The 13,289-nt window shown below is 71.6% G+C and carries 17 protein-coding genes; 5 read left to right on the forward strand and 12 right to left on the reverse strand.

Translation table 11 applies throughout. The features are described 5' to 3' along the window. The 6 genes from AB0M59_RS41450 to AB0M59_RS41475 all read right to left on the reverse strand — a co-directional run bounded on the left by AB0M59_RS41450 (window position 1) and on the right by AB0M59_RS41475 (window position 5,302). Window positions 1–912 (reverse strand): 3-hydroxyacyl-CoA dehydrogenase NAD-binding domain-containing protein, encoded by a 912-nt coding sequence (locus AB0M59_RS41450; RefSeq protein WP_364626840.1) that lies wholly within the window; start codon window positions 910–912, stop codon window positions 1–3. Continuing rightward, window positions 909–1,655 (reverse strand): acetoacetate decarboxylase, encoded by a 747-nt coding sequence (locus AB0M59_RS41455; RefSeq protein WP_364626841.1) that lies wholly within the window; start codon window positions 1,653–1,655, stop codon window positions 909–911. The genes AB0M59_RS41450 and AB0M59_RS41455 overlap by 4 nt, the downstream gene beginning before the upstream one ends. A gap of 2 nt (window positions 1,656–1,657) precedes the next feature. After that, on the reverse strand, window positions 1,658–2,401 hold the full coding sequence (locus AB0M59_RS41460) for a crotonase/enoyl-CoA hydratase family protein (RefSeq protein WP_364626843.1): 744 nt from the start codon (window positions 2,399–2,401) through the stop codon (window positions 1,658–1,660). A 45-nt stretch (window positions 2,402–2,446) separates the two neighbouring features. Beyond that, on the reverse strand, window positions 2,447–3,595 hold the full coding sequence (locus AB0M59_RS41465; protein ID WP_364626845.1) for a CoA transferase: 1,149 nt from the start codon (window positions 3,593–3,595) through the stop codon (window positions 2,447–2,449). 110 nt (window positions 3,596–3,705) lie between these two features. Next, entirely contained in the window at window positions 3,706–4,611 is a 906-nt protein-coding gene (locus AB0M59_RS41470) for a LysR family transcriptional regulator (RefSeq protein ID WP_364626847.1), read from the reverse strand. 142 nt (window positions 4,612–4,753) lie between these two features. Next, a complete protein-coding gene (locus tag AB0M59_RS41475; protein ID WP_364626849.1) occupies window positions 4,754–5,302 on the reverse strand; it encodes a helix-turn-helix domain-containing protein in 549 nt (182 codons plus the stop codon). Between the two features lie 82 nt (window positions 5,303–5,384). Here AB0M59_RS41475 and AB0M59_RS41480 point away from each other — a divergent pair, with 82 nt between their 5' ends. Further along, window positions 5,385–5,801, forward strand: coding sequence for a nuclear transport factor 2 family protein (locus AB0M59_RS41480; protein WP_364626851.1), 417 nt, complete (start codon window positions 5,385–5,387; stop codon window positions 5,799–5,801). On the opposite strand, the gene AB0M59_RS41485 is transcribed toward AB0M59_RS41480, so the two are convergent. The 6 genes from AB0M59_RS41485 to AB0M59_RS41510 all read right to left on the reverse strand — a co-directional run bounded on the left by AB0M59_RS41485 (window position 5,767) and on the right by AB0M59_RS41510 (window position 10,813). Then, window positions 5,767–7,137, reverse strand: coding sequence for a HAMP domain-containing sensor histidine kinase (locus AB0M59_RS41485; protein ID WP_364626853.1), 1,371 nt, complete (start codon window positions 7,135–7,137; stop codon window positions 5,767–5,769). The two genes, AB0M59_RS41480 and AB0M59_RS41485, sit on opposite strands and share 35 nt — an antisense overlap. Beyond that, complete coding sequence (locus tag AB0M59_RS41490) at window positions 7,134–7,820, reverse strand: response regulator transcription factor (protein WP_364626854.1); 687 nt, start codon at window positions 7,818–7,820, stop codon at window positions 7,134–7,136. Before AB0M59_RS41490 ends, AB0M59_RS41485 begins: the two co-directional genes overlap by 4 nt. Before the next feature lie 45 nt (window positions 7,821–7,865). Next, window positions 7,866–8,057, reverse strand: a complete 192-nt coding sequence (locus AB0M59_RS41495; protein WP_364626855.1) for a hypothetical protein — start codon at window positions 8,055–8,057, stop codon at window positions 7,866–7,868. Next, window positions 8,054–8,458, reverse strand: a complete 405-nt coding sequence (locus tag AB0M59_RS41500; protein ID WP_364626856.1) for a hypothetical protein — start codon at window positions 8,456–8,458, stop codon at window positions 8,054–8,056. Before AB0M59_RS41500 ends, AB0M59_RS41495 begins: the two co-directional genes overlap by 4 nt. Window positions 8,459–8,526: 68 nt before the next feature. Further along, on the reverse strand, window positions 8,527–10,269 hold the full coding sequence (locus tag AB0M59_RS41505) for a CocE/NonD family hydrolase (RefSeq protein ID WP_364626858.1): 1,743 nt from the start codon (window positions 10,267–10,269) through the stop codon (window positions 8,527–8,529). A gap of 10 nt (window positions 10,270–10,279) precedes the next feature. Beyond that, window positions 10,280–10,813, reverse strand: a complete 534-nt coding sequence (locus AB0M59_RS41510; RefSeq protein WP_364626860.1) for a helix-turn-helix domain-containing protein — start codon at window positions 10,811–10,813, stop codon at window positions 10,280–10,282. Between the two features lie 23 nt (window positions 10,814–10,836). Between AB0M59_RS41510 and AB0M59_RS41515 the strand changes: the two genes are divergently transcribed. The 4 genes from AB0M59_RS41515 to AB0M59_RS41530 all read left to right on the forward strand — a co-directional run bounded on the left by AB0M59_RS41515 (window position 10,837) and on the right by AB0M59_RS41530 (window position 13,284). Then, window positions 10,837–11,277: an SRPBCC family protein gene (locus tag AB0M59_RS41515; RefSeq protein WP_364626862.1), complete on the forward strand. Its 441-nt coding sequence runs from the start codon at window positions 10,837–10,839 to the stop codon at window positions 11,275–11,277. A 66-nt stretch (window positions 11,278–11,343) separates the two neighbouring features. Continuing rightward, a complete protein-coding gene (locus tag AB0M59_RS41520; protein WP_364626909.1) occupies window positions 11,344–11,919 on the forward strand; it encodes a TetR/AcrR family transcriptional regulator in 576 nt (191 codons plus the stop codon). A 38-nt stretch (window positions 11,920–11,957) separates the two neighbouring features. After that, window positions 11,958–12,329 carry a helix-turn-helix domain-containing protein gene (locus tag AB0M59_RS41525; RefSeq protein ID WP_364626864.1) on the forward strand — a complete coding sequence of 124 codons (372 nt, stop codon included), beginning with the start codon at window positions 11,958–11,960 and terminating at the stop codon, window positions 12,327–12,329. 190 nt (window positions 12,330–12,519) lie between these two features. After that, window positions 12,520–13,284 (forward strand): isocitrate lyase/phosphoenolpyruvate mutase family protein, encoded by a 765-nt coding sequence (locus tag AB0M59_RS41530; RefSeq protein ID WP_364626866.1) that lies wholly within the window; start codon window positions 12,520–12,522, stop codon window positions 13,282–13,284. Window positions 13,285–13,289 lie beyond the last annotated feature (5 nt).

Raw genomic sequence — 13,289 nt, forward strand, 5'->3', positions numbered from 1 at the left:
TCAGTTCTCCTCCACTGCGTTCAACACTGCGAGCTGCTTGCGGTCGCGCGTTTCGGCGAGTTCCGAGTACGTGGAGGAGCCGTAAGCCTTTTCGACGGCTTCGATGAGCCGTTCCTGCTCTTCGGGGCTCTGGCTGGGGGTGCCCAGGCCGGCCCACATCTTCTTCATGGACTTGCCGATGTGCTCGGCCATGTGCCGGTAGCCGCCGGGGCCGCCGCCGAGGTGCGAACCGAGGAACGGCCCGACGGTCGCCCAGCGGATGCCGAGCGAGTTCGTGATCACCTTGTCCAGGTCTTCCGGCGTGACGACACCCTGCTCGACGAGGTAGATCGCCTCGCGGCTCAGCGCGTTCTGCAGCCGGTTGCCGACGAACCCGGGGATCTCCTTGCGCTCCACGACCGGCGTCCGGCCGAGGAAGGTGTAGAACTCGACGGCCTTTTCCACCGACTCGTCGCTGGTGCGCTCGCCGGGGACGACCTCGACCAGGGGGATCAGGTGCGGCGGGTTGAACGGGTGTCCGATGAGGACCCGGCTGCCGTCGATCTCGCCGGTGAACGCGGTCGAGGGGATGGCGCTGGACGAACTCAGGAACAGCGCGTGCTTCGGAGCCTCCTCGACCAGCTGTTTGAACAGCTCCTGCTTGAACTCGACGTTCTCGGGCCCGTTCTCCTGCACCACATCCGCATCTTTCACTGATTCAGTGACGTCTTCGGCGAGGTGGACCCGGCTCGCCAAGTCCTCCGCGGTGGTGCCGAGGTGCGGGGCGAACGCCTTCAGCGCCGCTTCGACGGCCTCGGCGAGGTCGGGGCGGGGGTCGCTGACCCGGACGGTGAGGCCGTGGTGGGCGAACAGCGCCGTCCAGGACAGGCCGATGGTGCCCGCGCCGATCACCGCGGCGTTGGTGAACTTCATGACTGGGCTCCCTTCAGGTAGTCGAAGACCGGCTTGACCGGGGCGAGCGTCAGGTCGGTGCGGATGTGGCTCGCGGAGACGACCTCCAGCACCGGCAGGTCGGCCAGCGGGGCCAGGACGTGCTGGAATAGCTGCAGCCGCGCGGGGCCGGTGTAGGCCTCCTTGACCACGACGTCGGTGATCTCGGTGCGGACCAGCTCCTGCACGCGCGGGGCGCCGTCGTAACCGGGGATCGTCTTGAGCATGAAGGTCGGGACCGTGATCTGCTTCTCCGCTTCGCGGACGTCCAGCTCGTGGTGCTTGTAGCCCATGGTCGCGGTCGCCACCCGGAGCGTCCCGTAGTCCAGCGTGCCCACCAGAACACCGTTGTCGACATAGAGGTTCGGGCTGCCGACCGTCTTCGGGTACGCGCTCACCTCACGTCCGGACGCCGTCGCCGGGAAGTTGTCGAGGTACATCGCGTGCAGGTACTCGCCGCGCTCGCCGTCGAAGCCGACCTCGATCGCCTGGCCGGACTCGGTGTACGGGCCGTAGCCGGAGACATCGCCCATTTTCATGACTTCGAAGCGCACCAACGGTTCTTCGACCTGGAGCGGCTCCGGGACGACGGCGCGCAGGGCGTCGGCGTCGGTGCGGTAGACGATGTTCAGGTACTCGCGGTTCGTGAACCTCGGGACCACCGGCGCGAACGCCGGGGCGGTCAGGGGAGTGGTCACGTGCCTGCGGACTTCGTCGATCTTCATGGTCACTCGCCTGTCCACTTCGGAGCGCGGCGCTCGGCGAAGGCGGTCATGCCCTCGCGGACGTCGGCGGACTGCATCAGCTTCTTGATTTCTTCGCGCTGCACGGCTGCGGGATCCGCGGCGCGCACGATCTTCTTCACGGCGGCCAGCGCGAGGGGCGCGTTCTCCGCCAGCTTCTCGGCCAGCTGGAGCGCGACGGCGGTGGCGTCGCCGTTCGGTGTCACGCGGTTGACCAGGCCCAGTTCGCCGGCACGACGGCCGGTGACGGGCTCGCCGGTGAGCAGGAACTCCATCGCCAGGTGGTGCGGGATCCGCTTCGGCAGCCGGATCACTCCGCCGCCCGCGGCGATCAGGCCCCGCTTGACCTCGGGGAGGCCGAACTGGGCGTCTTCACCGGCGACGATCAGGTCGCAGCCCAGCGCCAGCTCGAACCCGCCGCCCATGGCGAACCCTTCGACGGCGGCGATCAGCGGCTTGGTCAGCTCGGCCTCGGTCAGGCCGCCGAACCCGCGTCCCGGGATCTCCGGGGACTCGCCCTTGAGCGCGGCCTTGAGGTCCATGCCGGCGCTGAAGGTGTTCTCGGCGCCGGTCAGGACGCCCGCTCGCAGCATGGGGTCGGCTTCCAGCTCGTCCAGCGCGGCGGCCAGCCCGGCCGCGACGGCGGCGTTCACCGCGTTGCGGGCCTGCGGCCGGTCGATCGTGATCAACAGGGTGCTGCCGATCCGCTCGGTACGCACTTCACTCATGACTTCACTTCCTTGGTGGCACTTTCCCGTGAAAGTGCCGGTGGTTCAGACCAGTTCGGCGAGGACTTCGGCGGTGTCCTGGCCGGCCAGCGGGGCCAGGCGGCGGATCGAGCCGGGCGTCGCGGAGAACTTCACCGGGATGCCGACCGTGCGGATGGCGCCCTCGCTCGGGTGCTCGACGGTGTCGAGCAGGTGGCCGTCGCGGACGTACGGGTCCTCGTGCGCGCGGTCCAGTTCGAGCACCGGCGCCATCGGGATGCTGTGCTTCGCGCAGACCTCGGCCCACTCCTCGGTGGTCAGCGCCGGGGCGCACGCGGCGATCTGCTCGGTCAGCCACTCGTTGTCGACGCGGTCGATGGCCTCGCCGTTCACGCGCGGGTCCTCGGCGAGGTCGGGGCGCTCGGCCGCGGCGAAGAAGTCGCGGAAGTTCTTCGGGTTGTAGGGGATGACGCAGGCGAGGCCGTCCTTGGTGCGGACCGCGGCGTGTCCCTTCGTCATCGACAGCGCGAACCCGGTGGGGCCCTCGGCCGGCTCGTAGGTGTGCCCGGCGAGGTGCTCGACCAGGTTGAACGCGAGCAGCGTGTCGGTCATCGGGATCTCGATCTGCTGGCCCTGGCCGGTCTTGTCGCGGTGGACCAGCGCGGCGAGCACGCTGTAGGCGATGGTCAGCGACGACACCTTGTCGCCGATGATCGTCGGCAGGTAGACCGGCTCGCCCAGCGCCCGGTTGGCGACGTCGACCAGACCCGAGGAGGCCTGCACGGTCTCGTCGTAGGCGGCGTTGCCGGCGCGGTCGGAGTCGCCGCGGAAGCCCTGCGCGTGGGCGTAGACCAGGCGCGGGTTGCGCTCGGCGACGTCGGCGTAGTTGAGGCCGAGGCGGGCCAGCGCGCCGGGGCGCATGTTGGTGATCAGCACGTCGGCGGTGTCGATCAGCTTGAGCGCCTGCTCGCGCTCGGTCTCGTCCTTGAGGTTGAGGGCCACGCTGCGCTTGTTGCGGTTGACGTTCAGGTTCAGCGGGGTCATGCCCGGCGTGGTGCGGTACTGGCCCACCCGCACGGTGTCCGCGGGGGACTCGATCTTGATCACGTCGGCGCCCAGGTCGCCGAGGATCTGGGCCGCGTACGGGCCCATGACCACGGTCGAGAGGTCGATCACACGCACGCCGTCCAGCGGGCCGGTGGTGATGTCCGTCATCATTTCGTCCTTTCGCGCTCTTCGCTCTACTTACGAACGTAGGCGCGTGCGGCGTGAAAGGGAATGATCATGATACGAACAATGGTGTGACCGCGGCGGTCACACCATTCCTAGATCGTCAACGGCTCGGCGAAGATGTCTTTCGCGGCTTCGACGAGTTCCCGCAGGTCGCCGTCGGTGCGATCGCGGCGCCAGAGCAGGCCGGTGTCCAGCTGGGGACGGAAGTCGGTGAAGGGCAGGACGATGACGTTGTCGAGCCGGTAACCGTGCATCGGGCTCTTGTCGTCGAGCATGGAAATGGAAAAGGCTTCGCCGCTGGAAATGATTTCCGACGTCCCGCCGTAACCGGTGTTCGTCAGCCGAATGCGTTTCTTGACGCCGAGTTCGCTCAATTGGTGGTCCAATTGGTCGAAGTACGCCGGCGTGATCTCCCCAGGTGAGGCGACGTACGGGAATTCGGCCAGCTCGGCGAGACTCACCGAGTCCCGGCCGGCGAAGAGATCGGCCGGCACGACCGCGCCGAGCCGTTCCGACATCACCGGCACCTGCTCCAGCGCCGGATCGGTGACCGGCAGCCGGGCCAGCGTGAGGGCGAGCTTGCCCTCGTGCACGCCCTGGACGAGGTCGGCGGTGGTGCCGGGCCAGCGCTTGAGTTCGTACTTGTCGCGAACGCGCCCGGCGAGGGCGTTGACGCGGTCCCGCAGGTCGGGGTGCACGCCGGCGGGCATGCCGAGGAAGACGGTGCTGCGCTGCGGCTCGGTCGCTTCTTTGAGCCGCCACGGGATGGCGCTCACCTGCTCGAGGACGTCCCGGGCGAGCGGCAGCAGCGCGGCCCCGGCGGCGGTGAGCGTGACGTGGTGGGTGCTGCGGTCGAACAGCTGCTGCCCCAGCTCGTGCTCGAGGTCCTTGATCCGCTGGGACAGCGGTGACGCGGCCATGTGCAGCTTCCGCGCGGCCGCGGAGAAGTTCAGTTCCTCGGCGACCGCGACGAAGTAGCGCAGGTGCAGCATCTCCATGGCCCGACCCTAACGAGCCGACCCTCCAGGCACGCGACCCGACGCTCCAGGCACGCGAGATACGCCCCCGATCACGCGAGTTACGTCTTCGAGCACGCGAGATACGCCCCTGATCACGCGAGTTACGTCTTCGATCACGCGGTTACGGGGTCGGAGGGGTGACACCACGGCGGACCAGCGTCAGCAGGCGGTCGGTGCGGGCCGGAGCGTTGGCGAGGGCGATGCCGGTGCCCAGCAGGAGGAGGTCGAGCGCGTCGGTGTCCGGTTCGACGGCGCCGGCGGCTTTCGCGCGGTCGACGAGTGCCGCCGCGGTCTCGTTCACCGTCTCGTGCCAGCGGGCGAACAGCGTCTCGTGGTCGCCCGCCGGGGTGGTCAGCGACAGCGCCAGCGCGCGCTTGTCCCGGACGTGCTCGACGAACAACCCGAGCCAGGCGAACAACTCCGCGCCCGGGTCGGCCGCCTCGAGCCGAGCGCGGCTGGACAGCGAAGCGACTTCGTCGGCGTACACCGCGGTGACCAGTTCGCGACGGCTGGGGAAGTGCCGGTACATCGTCGCGTTGCCGATGCCCGCGCGCCGGGCGATCCGGTCGAGCGGGGCGTCCGGGCCGTCCTCGGCGAACACCTCCTTCGCCGCCGCGAGGAGGAGCGCGTGGTTGTCCCGGGCGTCGGCTCGGCGGGCTCGTCCGGGCATCGCACTCCTTGCCAAATGGGGAACTCCCCGGTTAGCGTAGCCCCACCCTAACCGGGGAACTCCCCACTTGACGGAGGTCACGATGACCCCAGCCGAAGTCCACGCCCGCCTGATCGAACTCTGGACCGCCGGCCGCCTCGACGACGGCCTGAGCTACCTCGACCCCGACGTCGTCGACCACCGCGGCGGCGCCGGCGGCGACCACCACGGCATCGACGCTTGGCGGGCCAAGTGGGAGGCCATGGCCGGCGGGGCGTTCTTCGCCGACTTCCGCGACGTCGCGGTGCGGGTCGAGCGGAACGTCGCCGACGGCGAATTCTCCGTGAACCGCTACACCAGCTCGGGCACGCAGCTCTCGACCGGCCGGAGCTACGCCGTGACCAGCATGGACATGATCCGGGTCCGCGACGGCCTGGTCGTCGAGCACTGGGCCCTGATGGACGTCACGGCCCGCGCCGCCCAGCTCAGCCCGCCCGCGGCGGAACCGTCGGGAACGTGATCGTGAAGGCCGCCCCGCCTTCCGGCGCCGGGCCTGCCGTCAGCGTTCCGCCCATGCGCGTCACCAGGCCGTGGACCAGGGCCAGTCCGATGCCCGACCCGACCGGGCGGCGGTCGCGGTAGCGGGCGTTCAGGACCCCGCGCTCGAACGCCACCGCGTAGTCCTCCGGCGCGAGGCCCGGGCCGCCGTCGCGGACCGAAAGGCACGCGTCGGAGGCGGACACCGACAGTGAAAACACCATGGGCGCGCCACGCGGCGTCACCCGCAGCGCGTTCTCCGCCAGCCCGTCGACCACCTGACGCAGCCGCCGCGCGTCCGCCAGGACCGGGACCGGAGACGGCGGCACCGAAACGGACAGCCGGACGTCCTCCCGCGCGCACCGCAGCTGCCAGACGTCGGCGCAGTCGCGCACCAGCGCGGCCAGGTCCAGCGACGCGACGTCCAGCCGGAACTCGTCGGCCCCCAGCCGCGCCAGCTCCAGCAGGTCCGTGACCAGGCGTTCCAACCGCAAAGCCTCCCGCTGGATCGTCTGCCCGGCCCGGACCGCGTCGTCCCCGGACGCGACGCCGTCCGCGATCGCCTCGGCGAATCCGGTCACGGCGGTCAGCGGCGTCCGCAGCTCGTGCGACACCGACAGCAGGAACTCCCGCTGCCGCGCTTCGCTCACTGCCAGCGCGTCGGCCAGCGAGTTCAGCGACCCGGCGACCTCCGCCACCTCACGCGGCCCCTGCACCGGCACCCGGACGTCCCGCCTCCCCGCTCGCAGCGATCCCGCGGCAAGAGCGGCCCGCCGCAGCGGACGGCCCAGCAGCCGGCCCGAAACCCAGCCCGCGAGAGCCGCCACCAGCAGCCCGATGCCCAGCGCCAGCGCGATGTTGCGCACCAGCGCGCGTTGCGTCGCTTCGGCGCTGCGGGCCGGCTGCACCAGCGCGAACGCCGCCCCGCGCGTGCCGACCACCCGCGTCTCGACGAGGTACTGGGCGCCGCCGGCCGTGACGCGCCCGGAGTGGTCCGCGCCGAGCCCGAGCTTGCCCGCGGCCTGGACGGCGACGGCTTCCCCGGCCGCCGGCCCGCCCGCGCGCCGGACCACCACGGAGATGCCCTGCCCGCGCACGACGTCGGCCACCTTGCCGACGCCGAGCCGGTTCCCGATGCCGGTCTCGTCGAGCTGCGACGCGACGACGTCGGCCTGCGCGGCCAGCGACGACTGCAGCACGTTGTCCGCCGTGGTCCGGATCAGCCGGGCCGCGACCAGCCCGGCCACGATCACCGCCACGCCCGCGACGGCGAGGCAGACCAGCGTGATCCGCCCGGCCAGGGTGCCGCGGTACCTCATGCCGGGTCCGCCGCGTAGCCGATGCCGCGCACCGTCCGAATCGGACTCGACGCACCCAGTTTCGCCCGCAGCTGCGCCACGTGGACGTCGACCGTTCGCGTGCCCGCGGCGGCGGCGTAGCCCCAGACGGCGCTCAGCAGCTGGTCACGCGAAAGCACCTGCCCCGGGTGCCGGAGCAGGTGCGTGAGGAGGTCGAACTCGGTGGAGGTCAGGGAGATCTCCGTCTCGCCCGCCCAGGCCCGGCGGCTGGTGAGGTCGACGCGCGCGCCGCCGACGGTCAACGCCGATGGGGCCGGCGTCGCCCCCGACGCGCGGCGCAGCACCGTCCGGACCCGGGCGGCCAGCTCGCGCGGGCTGAACGGCTTGGTCAGGTAGTCGTCGGCGCCGATCTCCAGGCCCAGCAGGCGGTCCAGCTCGTCGTCGCGGGCGGTGACGAACAGCACCGGCGTCCAGTCGCCGGCGGCGCGCAGCGCCTTGCAGATCTCGATACCGTCCATTCCGGACAGTCCGATGTCGAGCACGACCGCCACCGGCTTGAGCCGCCGGACGGCTTCGAGGGCCTTGCCGCCGTCCGGCTCGACGTGCACGCCGAAGCCGTCGCGCTTGAGGTAGAGCGCCGCCAGTTCGGCGATCGCGGCCTCGTCCTCGACGACGAGGACGAGGCCGCGTCCCGGTGACCCCATACCTGCTCCCGTCTCCGCCGTCACTGACGGGGAGACGCTAGCCGGTCAGGGCGAGCCATCGCTGTTCATGTCGGATTCGATGCCGTTCAGCGTCGACTCGATCCCGCTCAGCTCGGCCGACGCCGGTGCCTGGCTCCCGGAGTCCGGCGAGCCCATCAGGTTGTCGCGGCAGGCCGAGCAGCCGAGCGCGATGAGCGCGGCGGCCCCGACCGCCGCCGCGACCCTCGCGCCCCTCACTTGGCCGGCTTGCAGTGCGCGGTGGCGAAGGCGTCGAGCTTCTGCTTCGCCGTGTCGATCTCGCCGACGCGGCCCTGGCGCTTGGTGGCCCGCTGGTCGAGCTGGGTCGCGCGGTCGTTGTGCCCCTTCGCGCGCTGGTCGGCGGCCCGGGCCTTGAGGTTGGCGACCGAGCCGGTGATCTCGGCACCGCCGTTGATCCGCGTCTTCAGGCTGTCGGCCTTCTTCTGCAGCTTCGGCACCCAGTCGCCGCAGACCTGCTGCGACTCTTCGGGGCTGAGCGTGATCGGCGCGACCGGCGCCGGCGACGTCGTCTGGGCCGAGGCCAGCGGCGCCGCCACCAGCAGGCAGGCCGCGCTCCCGCAGCCCGCCAGCGCCAGCCGCGTCCAGGTGGTTCCTCGCATCGTGTCTCCTCGTATCCGGTGGGGGTACGAGGAGAACTTTGGCCGGGCGGTGTACGGAGGGCGTCCGCCTAGTGTTCGGGCTTTGTAAGGCCGACGGTGACCGACGTCCGCGAGAGGTCGAACGTCAGCGTGTCGCCCAGCCTCGGCAGCGCCGGGTCGAAGAGCTGCCCGTCGGTGCCGCCGAGGAGCAGGCCGAGCCGGTGCCCGGCCGGGACGACGTGGTCGAGCGCGGTCAGCGTGAACGTCATCGAGTACGCCCGGCCGACGAGCGGCTCGCCGTGGCGCAGCGACGCGTGGTGACCGAGGTCGGCCCAGCCGGCGGCGACGATCTCGTGGTCGACGTGCACCAGGTCCGTGGCCGTGTCGAGGAAGCACGCGGAGTCGAAGCCGGCGCTCGAGCCCCAGCACGACTTCGTCGTCAGGTTCTTGATCCCGCTGCCGTAGTTCGCGGTGTTGCGCACGTCGGCGGCCCCGTAGTCGACGAGCGCGACGCCGAGCCGGGCGGCCGTCTTGTCGGACGACGCGGTGATCGTCACCGACGGCGACCCGGCGAGCCGCACCGGCGCCGCCAGGGGAACGCCGGTGAACACCGCGGCCGACGTCCCGGTCGCCCACTGCTCCCGGCCGATCGACGGGTCGTCGACGACCGTGGCGGTGCCGGCGCCGCGCGGCCCGAGGCTGCCGTCGCTCGAAGCCCGGAACGTCACCGGAAGAGTCGCGGGCGGCCAGCTCCGGACGTCGGTCCACCGGTCCGGCGCGGTCTCGAGGTGCACGGCCGGCTCGGTCTCGACGCCGTTGCGCACGCCCAGCAACCAGCGGTCGAACCAGCGGTGCAGCGTCTCCACCCACGGGCCGCGCCGCAGGTCGAACGGGTCCACGTGCCCGGCCTGGCTCAGCCACGCCTTGCGCGGGACGCCGGTGCGGCCCAGCGCGTCCCACCAGGCGGCGAACTGGTTCGGCGCCACGACGCTGTCCCCGAACCCCTGGGCGACGAGCACGCTCGCGCGGACGGGCCGCTGCACGTAGTTCACGCTTCGCCAGTAGGCGTTGTAGTCGCCGGTCGTGCCCGCGCGGGCCTTGATGTCCGCCTCGAACGGCTCGCACAGCTCCGCCGCGCGCTCGTTGTAGGTGAACGACGAGCCGGTGTTCTCCGGCGTGGCCAGCGGAGCGCCGTTCGCGACGAGCTGGGCGTAGTTGTCGGCGACGCCCTCGATCGGCACGACCGTCTTCAGCCCCGCGATCCCGGACGCGGCCATGCCGATGGCGGTGGCGCCGTCCTGGGACTTGCCGATCGCGCCGACGTCGCCGGTCGTCCAGGTCGCGGTCACCGGCCGGCCGCCGTCGGGCGCGTCGAAGGCCTTCGCCCGGCCGTTGAGCCAGTTGACGACCGCGTTGCCGGAGCCGACGTCGTCGAAGCAGCCCGAGGACCGGTTCGTTCCGCCGACGTCGGCGAGCACGACGGCGTACCCGCGCGGCACGAAGTAGTTGTCGAGGAACAGCGGGAACTGCCGCGGCGAGCCGTCCGGTGCGTAGGTCTTCTTCTGCGACTCGTTGCCGCGCCCGCAGCACGCGTAGTACGGGCTGACGTCGAGGATCACCGGCACGCGGCCGCGGGTGTCCGGCCGGACGACGTCGGCGGCGACGCGGTCGATCCGGCCGTCGCGGTCGTGGTCGGTGCCGGTCTCGACCCACGCCGTCTCGCGGATCGCGTGGTCGTAGGCATGGATCGGCCGGCTTTCCGACGCGGACGCCGCGGGCGCGAGCCCGGCCGTCGTCACCAAAGCGGCCAGCAACCCCAGGAGCAGACGCATTCCGCCAGTATCAGGCGAATCGTTCGTACATCGCCAGGAACTGTGCCATCGCGGCGTCCACGGCGTCGCGGTCACCGGTCGTGACGAGGTCGAGCAGCAGCCCGCGCGTGACGGCGAGACCGAGCCGGGCCTGGGCGGGCCGGTCGGCCTCGGGGACGCCCCGCTCCGCCAGCAGCGCCTCGAGCGGGCCGAGCCAGTCCTCGATGACGCCGTCGAGGAACTCGATGGTGCCCGGGGTGCCGCCGAGGGCCTGGCCGTAGAGCTGGAAGAAGAGCTTTTCGTTGGCACGCAGGTCGTCCGCGGCGAGCCGGCGCCAGAACTCCGCCTGGCCGAGGCCGGCCAGCGCCGCCCGCTGCCGGGCCTCGACCTCCCGCGCCACCGCGGTGAGCAGGCCTTCCTTGGAGCCGAAGTGGTAGATCAGCATGCGGTGGCTGGTGCCGAGCCCGGTGGCCAGCGCCCGCAGGCTCTTCTCCGCGCCGCCGCGGTGGGCGATGTGGTCGATCGCCGCGTCGAGGAGCTTTCCGCGCGGGCTTGCGTCGATCATGTACCAAATGGTACACGTACCAAATGGTACAGAGAATTTCGGTCCGCGCGGTGACGGCCGCGGACGCCGACACCGTGTACGCGCTGCTCCGGGACGGCGCGAGCTGGCCCCGCTGGTCGCCGCTGGGGTCGTTCGAGCTGGTCCGCGAGGGTGCGGACGAGCCCGAGGGCCTCGGCGCCGTCCGGCTGTTCCGGACCGGCGGCCTCCGCTCGTACGAGGAGATCGTCGCGCTCGAGCCCGGCCGCCGGTTCGGCTACGCGCTGGACCACGGCCTGCCGCTGCGGGACTACGTCGCCTACGTCGACCTCTCGCCGGTGGACGGCGGCACGGAGATCCACTGGCACTCGACGTTCACGGCGAAGATTCCCGGCACCGGCTGGTTCTACCGCCGGTTCCTCGGCCGCTTCATCGGGCGGGTGGTCGCCGGGCTGGTCGACGCGGCCGGGGTGCGCGCGGCCCCATAAAGTGGGCGCATGTCAGCGCCACGACGGGGATCGACCGGCCGCACCCAGGAGGAACGCAGCGCGGCGATGCGCGTCCGGCTGCTCGACGCGACGATCGACTGCCTCGTCGAATACGGCTACGCGGGCACGACGACCACGCGGGTCGCCGACCGCGCCGGCGTCACGCGCGGCGCGCAGGTGCACCACTTCCCGACGAAGGCCGACCTGGTGACGTCGGCGGTCCGGCACCTGGCGGAGAAGCGCACCGAGGTCGCGATGGCCGAGCTCGACCGCCTTCGCGCGTCCAGCGACCCGGTCGGCGACGCGCTGCAGCTGATGTGGGAGATGCACCAGGGGCCGGTGTTCTCGGCGACGGTCGAGCTGTGGGTCGCCTCCCGGACGGACCCGGAGCTGCGCGGGCAGATGGCGGCGGTCGAGCCGATCGCGACGTCCAGCCTGGTCGAGTTCGGCAAGGCGCTGCTGCCGGAGCACGCGGCGCACCACGAGTTCCTGCACGCGGTGTACACGGCGATGGACGTGGTGCGCGGAATCTTGATCGCGAGCTGGGCGACGCGGGACCAGGAGGAGCTGGAGGCCCGCTGGGAGCGCGGCCGCCGGCACCTGCGCCTGCTGTTCACGACATTGCTGGCCGCCACTGCCTGAACGGGATGTTACTCTCCCTGGGAAAGTGAGGTGGCGCCGTGGGACCGGACCCGTACGACCGCAACTGCCCGACCCGCCAGCTGCTCGACCGCATCGGCGACCAGTGGACGGTGCTGATCGTCGGCGCCCTCAAGCACGGCCCGCTGCGGTTCACCGAGATCGGGCACCGGGTGGACGGGATCTCGCAGAAGGTCCTGACGCAGACGCTGCGCAGCCTGGTCCGCGACGGGATCCTGACCCGCACGGCGTACGCGGTGATCCCGCCGAAGGTGGAGTACGAGCTGACGACCCTGGGCCGCAACCTGTCCGAGCCGCTGGAGATGCTGGACCAGTGGGCCCGCCGGCACATGACGGCGGTCCAGGAGTCGCGCGACGCCTACGACGCGGAGCACACCCCCGCGTCGGCTTGAGCCGCGGAGCGCTCCGGCGAAGTCCCGGTCGCATGCTCGCCGCCGGCCCCACCCAACGTCTTGAATGACTCATTCAGGTCTTCGGAGGTCCTGAATGCGTCATTCAAGACACCAGCCGCTCGCGCGTTGTGCCGCCGCTGGTCGAGACCGTTCGGCGGCCGCCGAAGCGTCGTCCGCCTAGGTTCGGGCCATGGACGAATTCCGTGCCCTGCACGTGCCCGGTTCCCCGCTGCTGCTGCCGAACGCGTGGGAGTTCGGCGTCGGCGCCTTCCTCGCCGCGCAGGGTTTCCGCGCCCTCGGCACCACCAGCCTCGGCGTCTCGGCGGCCGCCGGTGAGCCCGATGGCGCGCCGTCGACGCGGGACGCCACCGTCGCCCTGGCCCGCCGCCTGGCCCGGCTGGACGTCCTGGTCAGCGTCGACATCGCCGACGGCTTCAGCGCCGACCCCGCCGCCATCGCCGACCTGGCCGCCGAACTCGCCGATGCCGGTGCCGTCGGCGTCAACCTCGAAGACGGCCGCGCGGACGGTTCCCTCGCTCCGGCCGAGCGCCAAAAAGCTCTGGTCAAGGCCGTGAAGGACCGCGTCCCGGGCCTGTTCCTCAATGCCCGCACCGACACCCACTGGTCCGGCGACCACTCCGTCGAAACCGCCGAAAAGCGAGCCAAGACCTACGCGGACGCCGGCGCCGACGGCGTCTTCGTGCCCGGCCTGACCGACCCGGCGGACGTCGAGCGGATTGTCCAGCTCGGGCTCCCGGTCAACGTGCTGTTCCTGCCCGGCGAGGTCACCTTCGCCGGCCTCGCGGAGCTGGGGGTCGCGCGGGTCAGCCTGGGTTCGCTGCCGTACCGCATGGCCCTGCGGGCGGCGGCCGGGACGGCGCTGGCGGTCCGCGACGGCGGTGACCTGCCGCTGAGCCCGCCGAGCTACGCCGACGTCGTCGCGCTGCTGCCGTAAACGGC

The sequence above is a fragment of the Amycolatopsis sp. NPDC051371 genome (genome assembly GCF_040682155.1).
Classification (GTDB): domain Bacteria; phylum Actinomycetota; class Actinomycetes; order Mycobacteriales; family Pseudonocardiaceae; genus Amycolatopsis.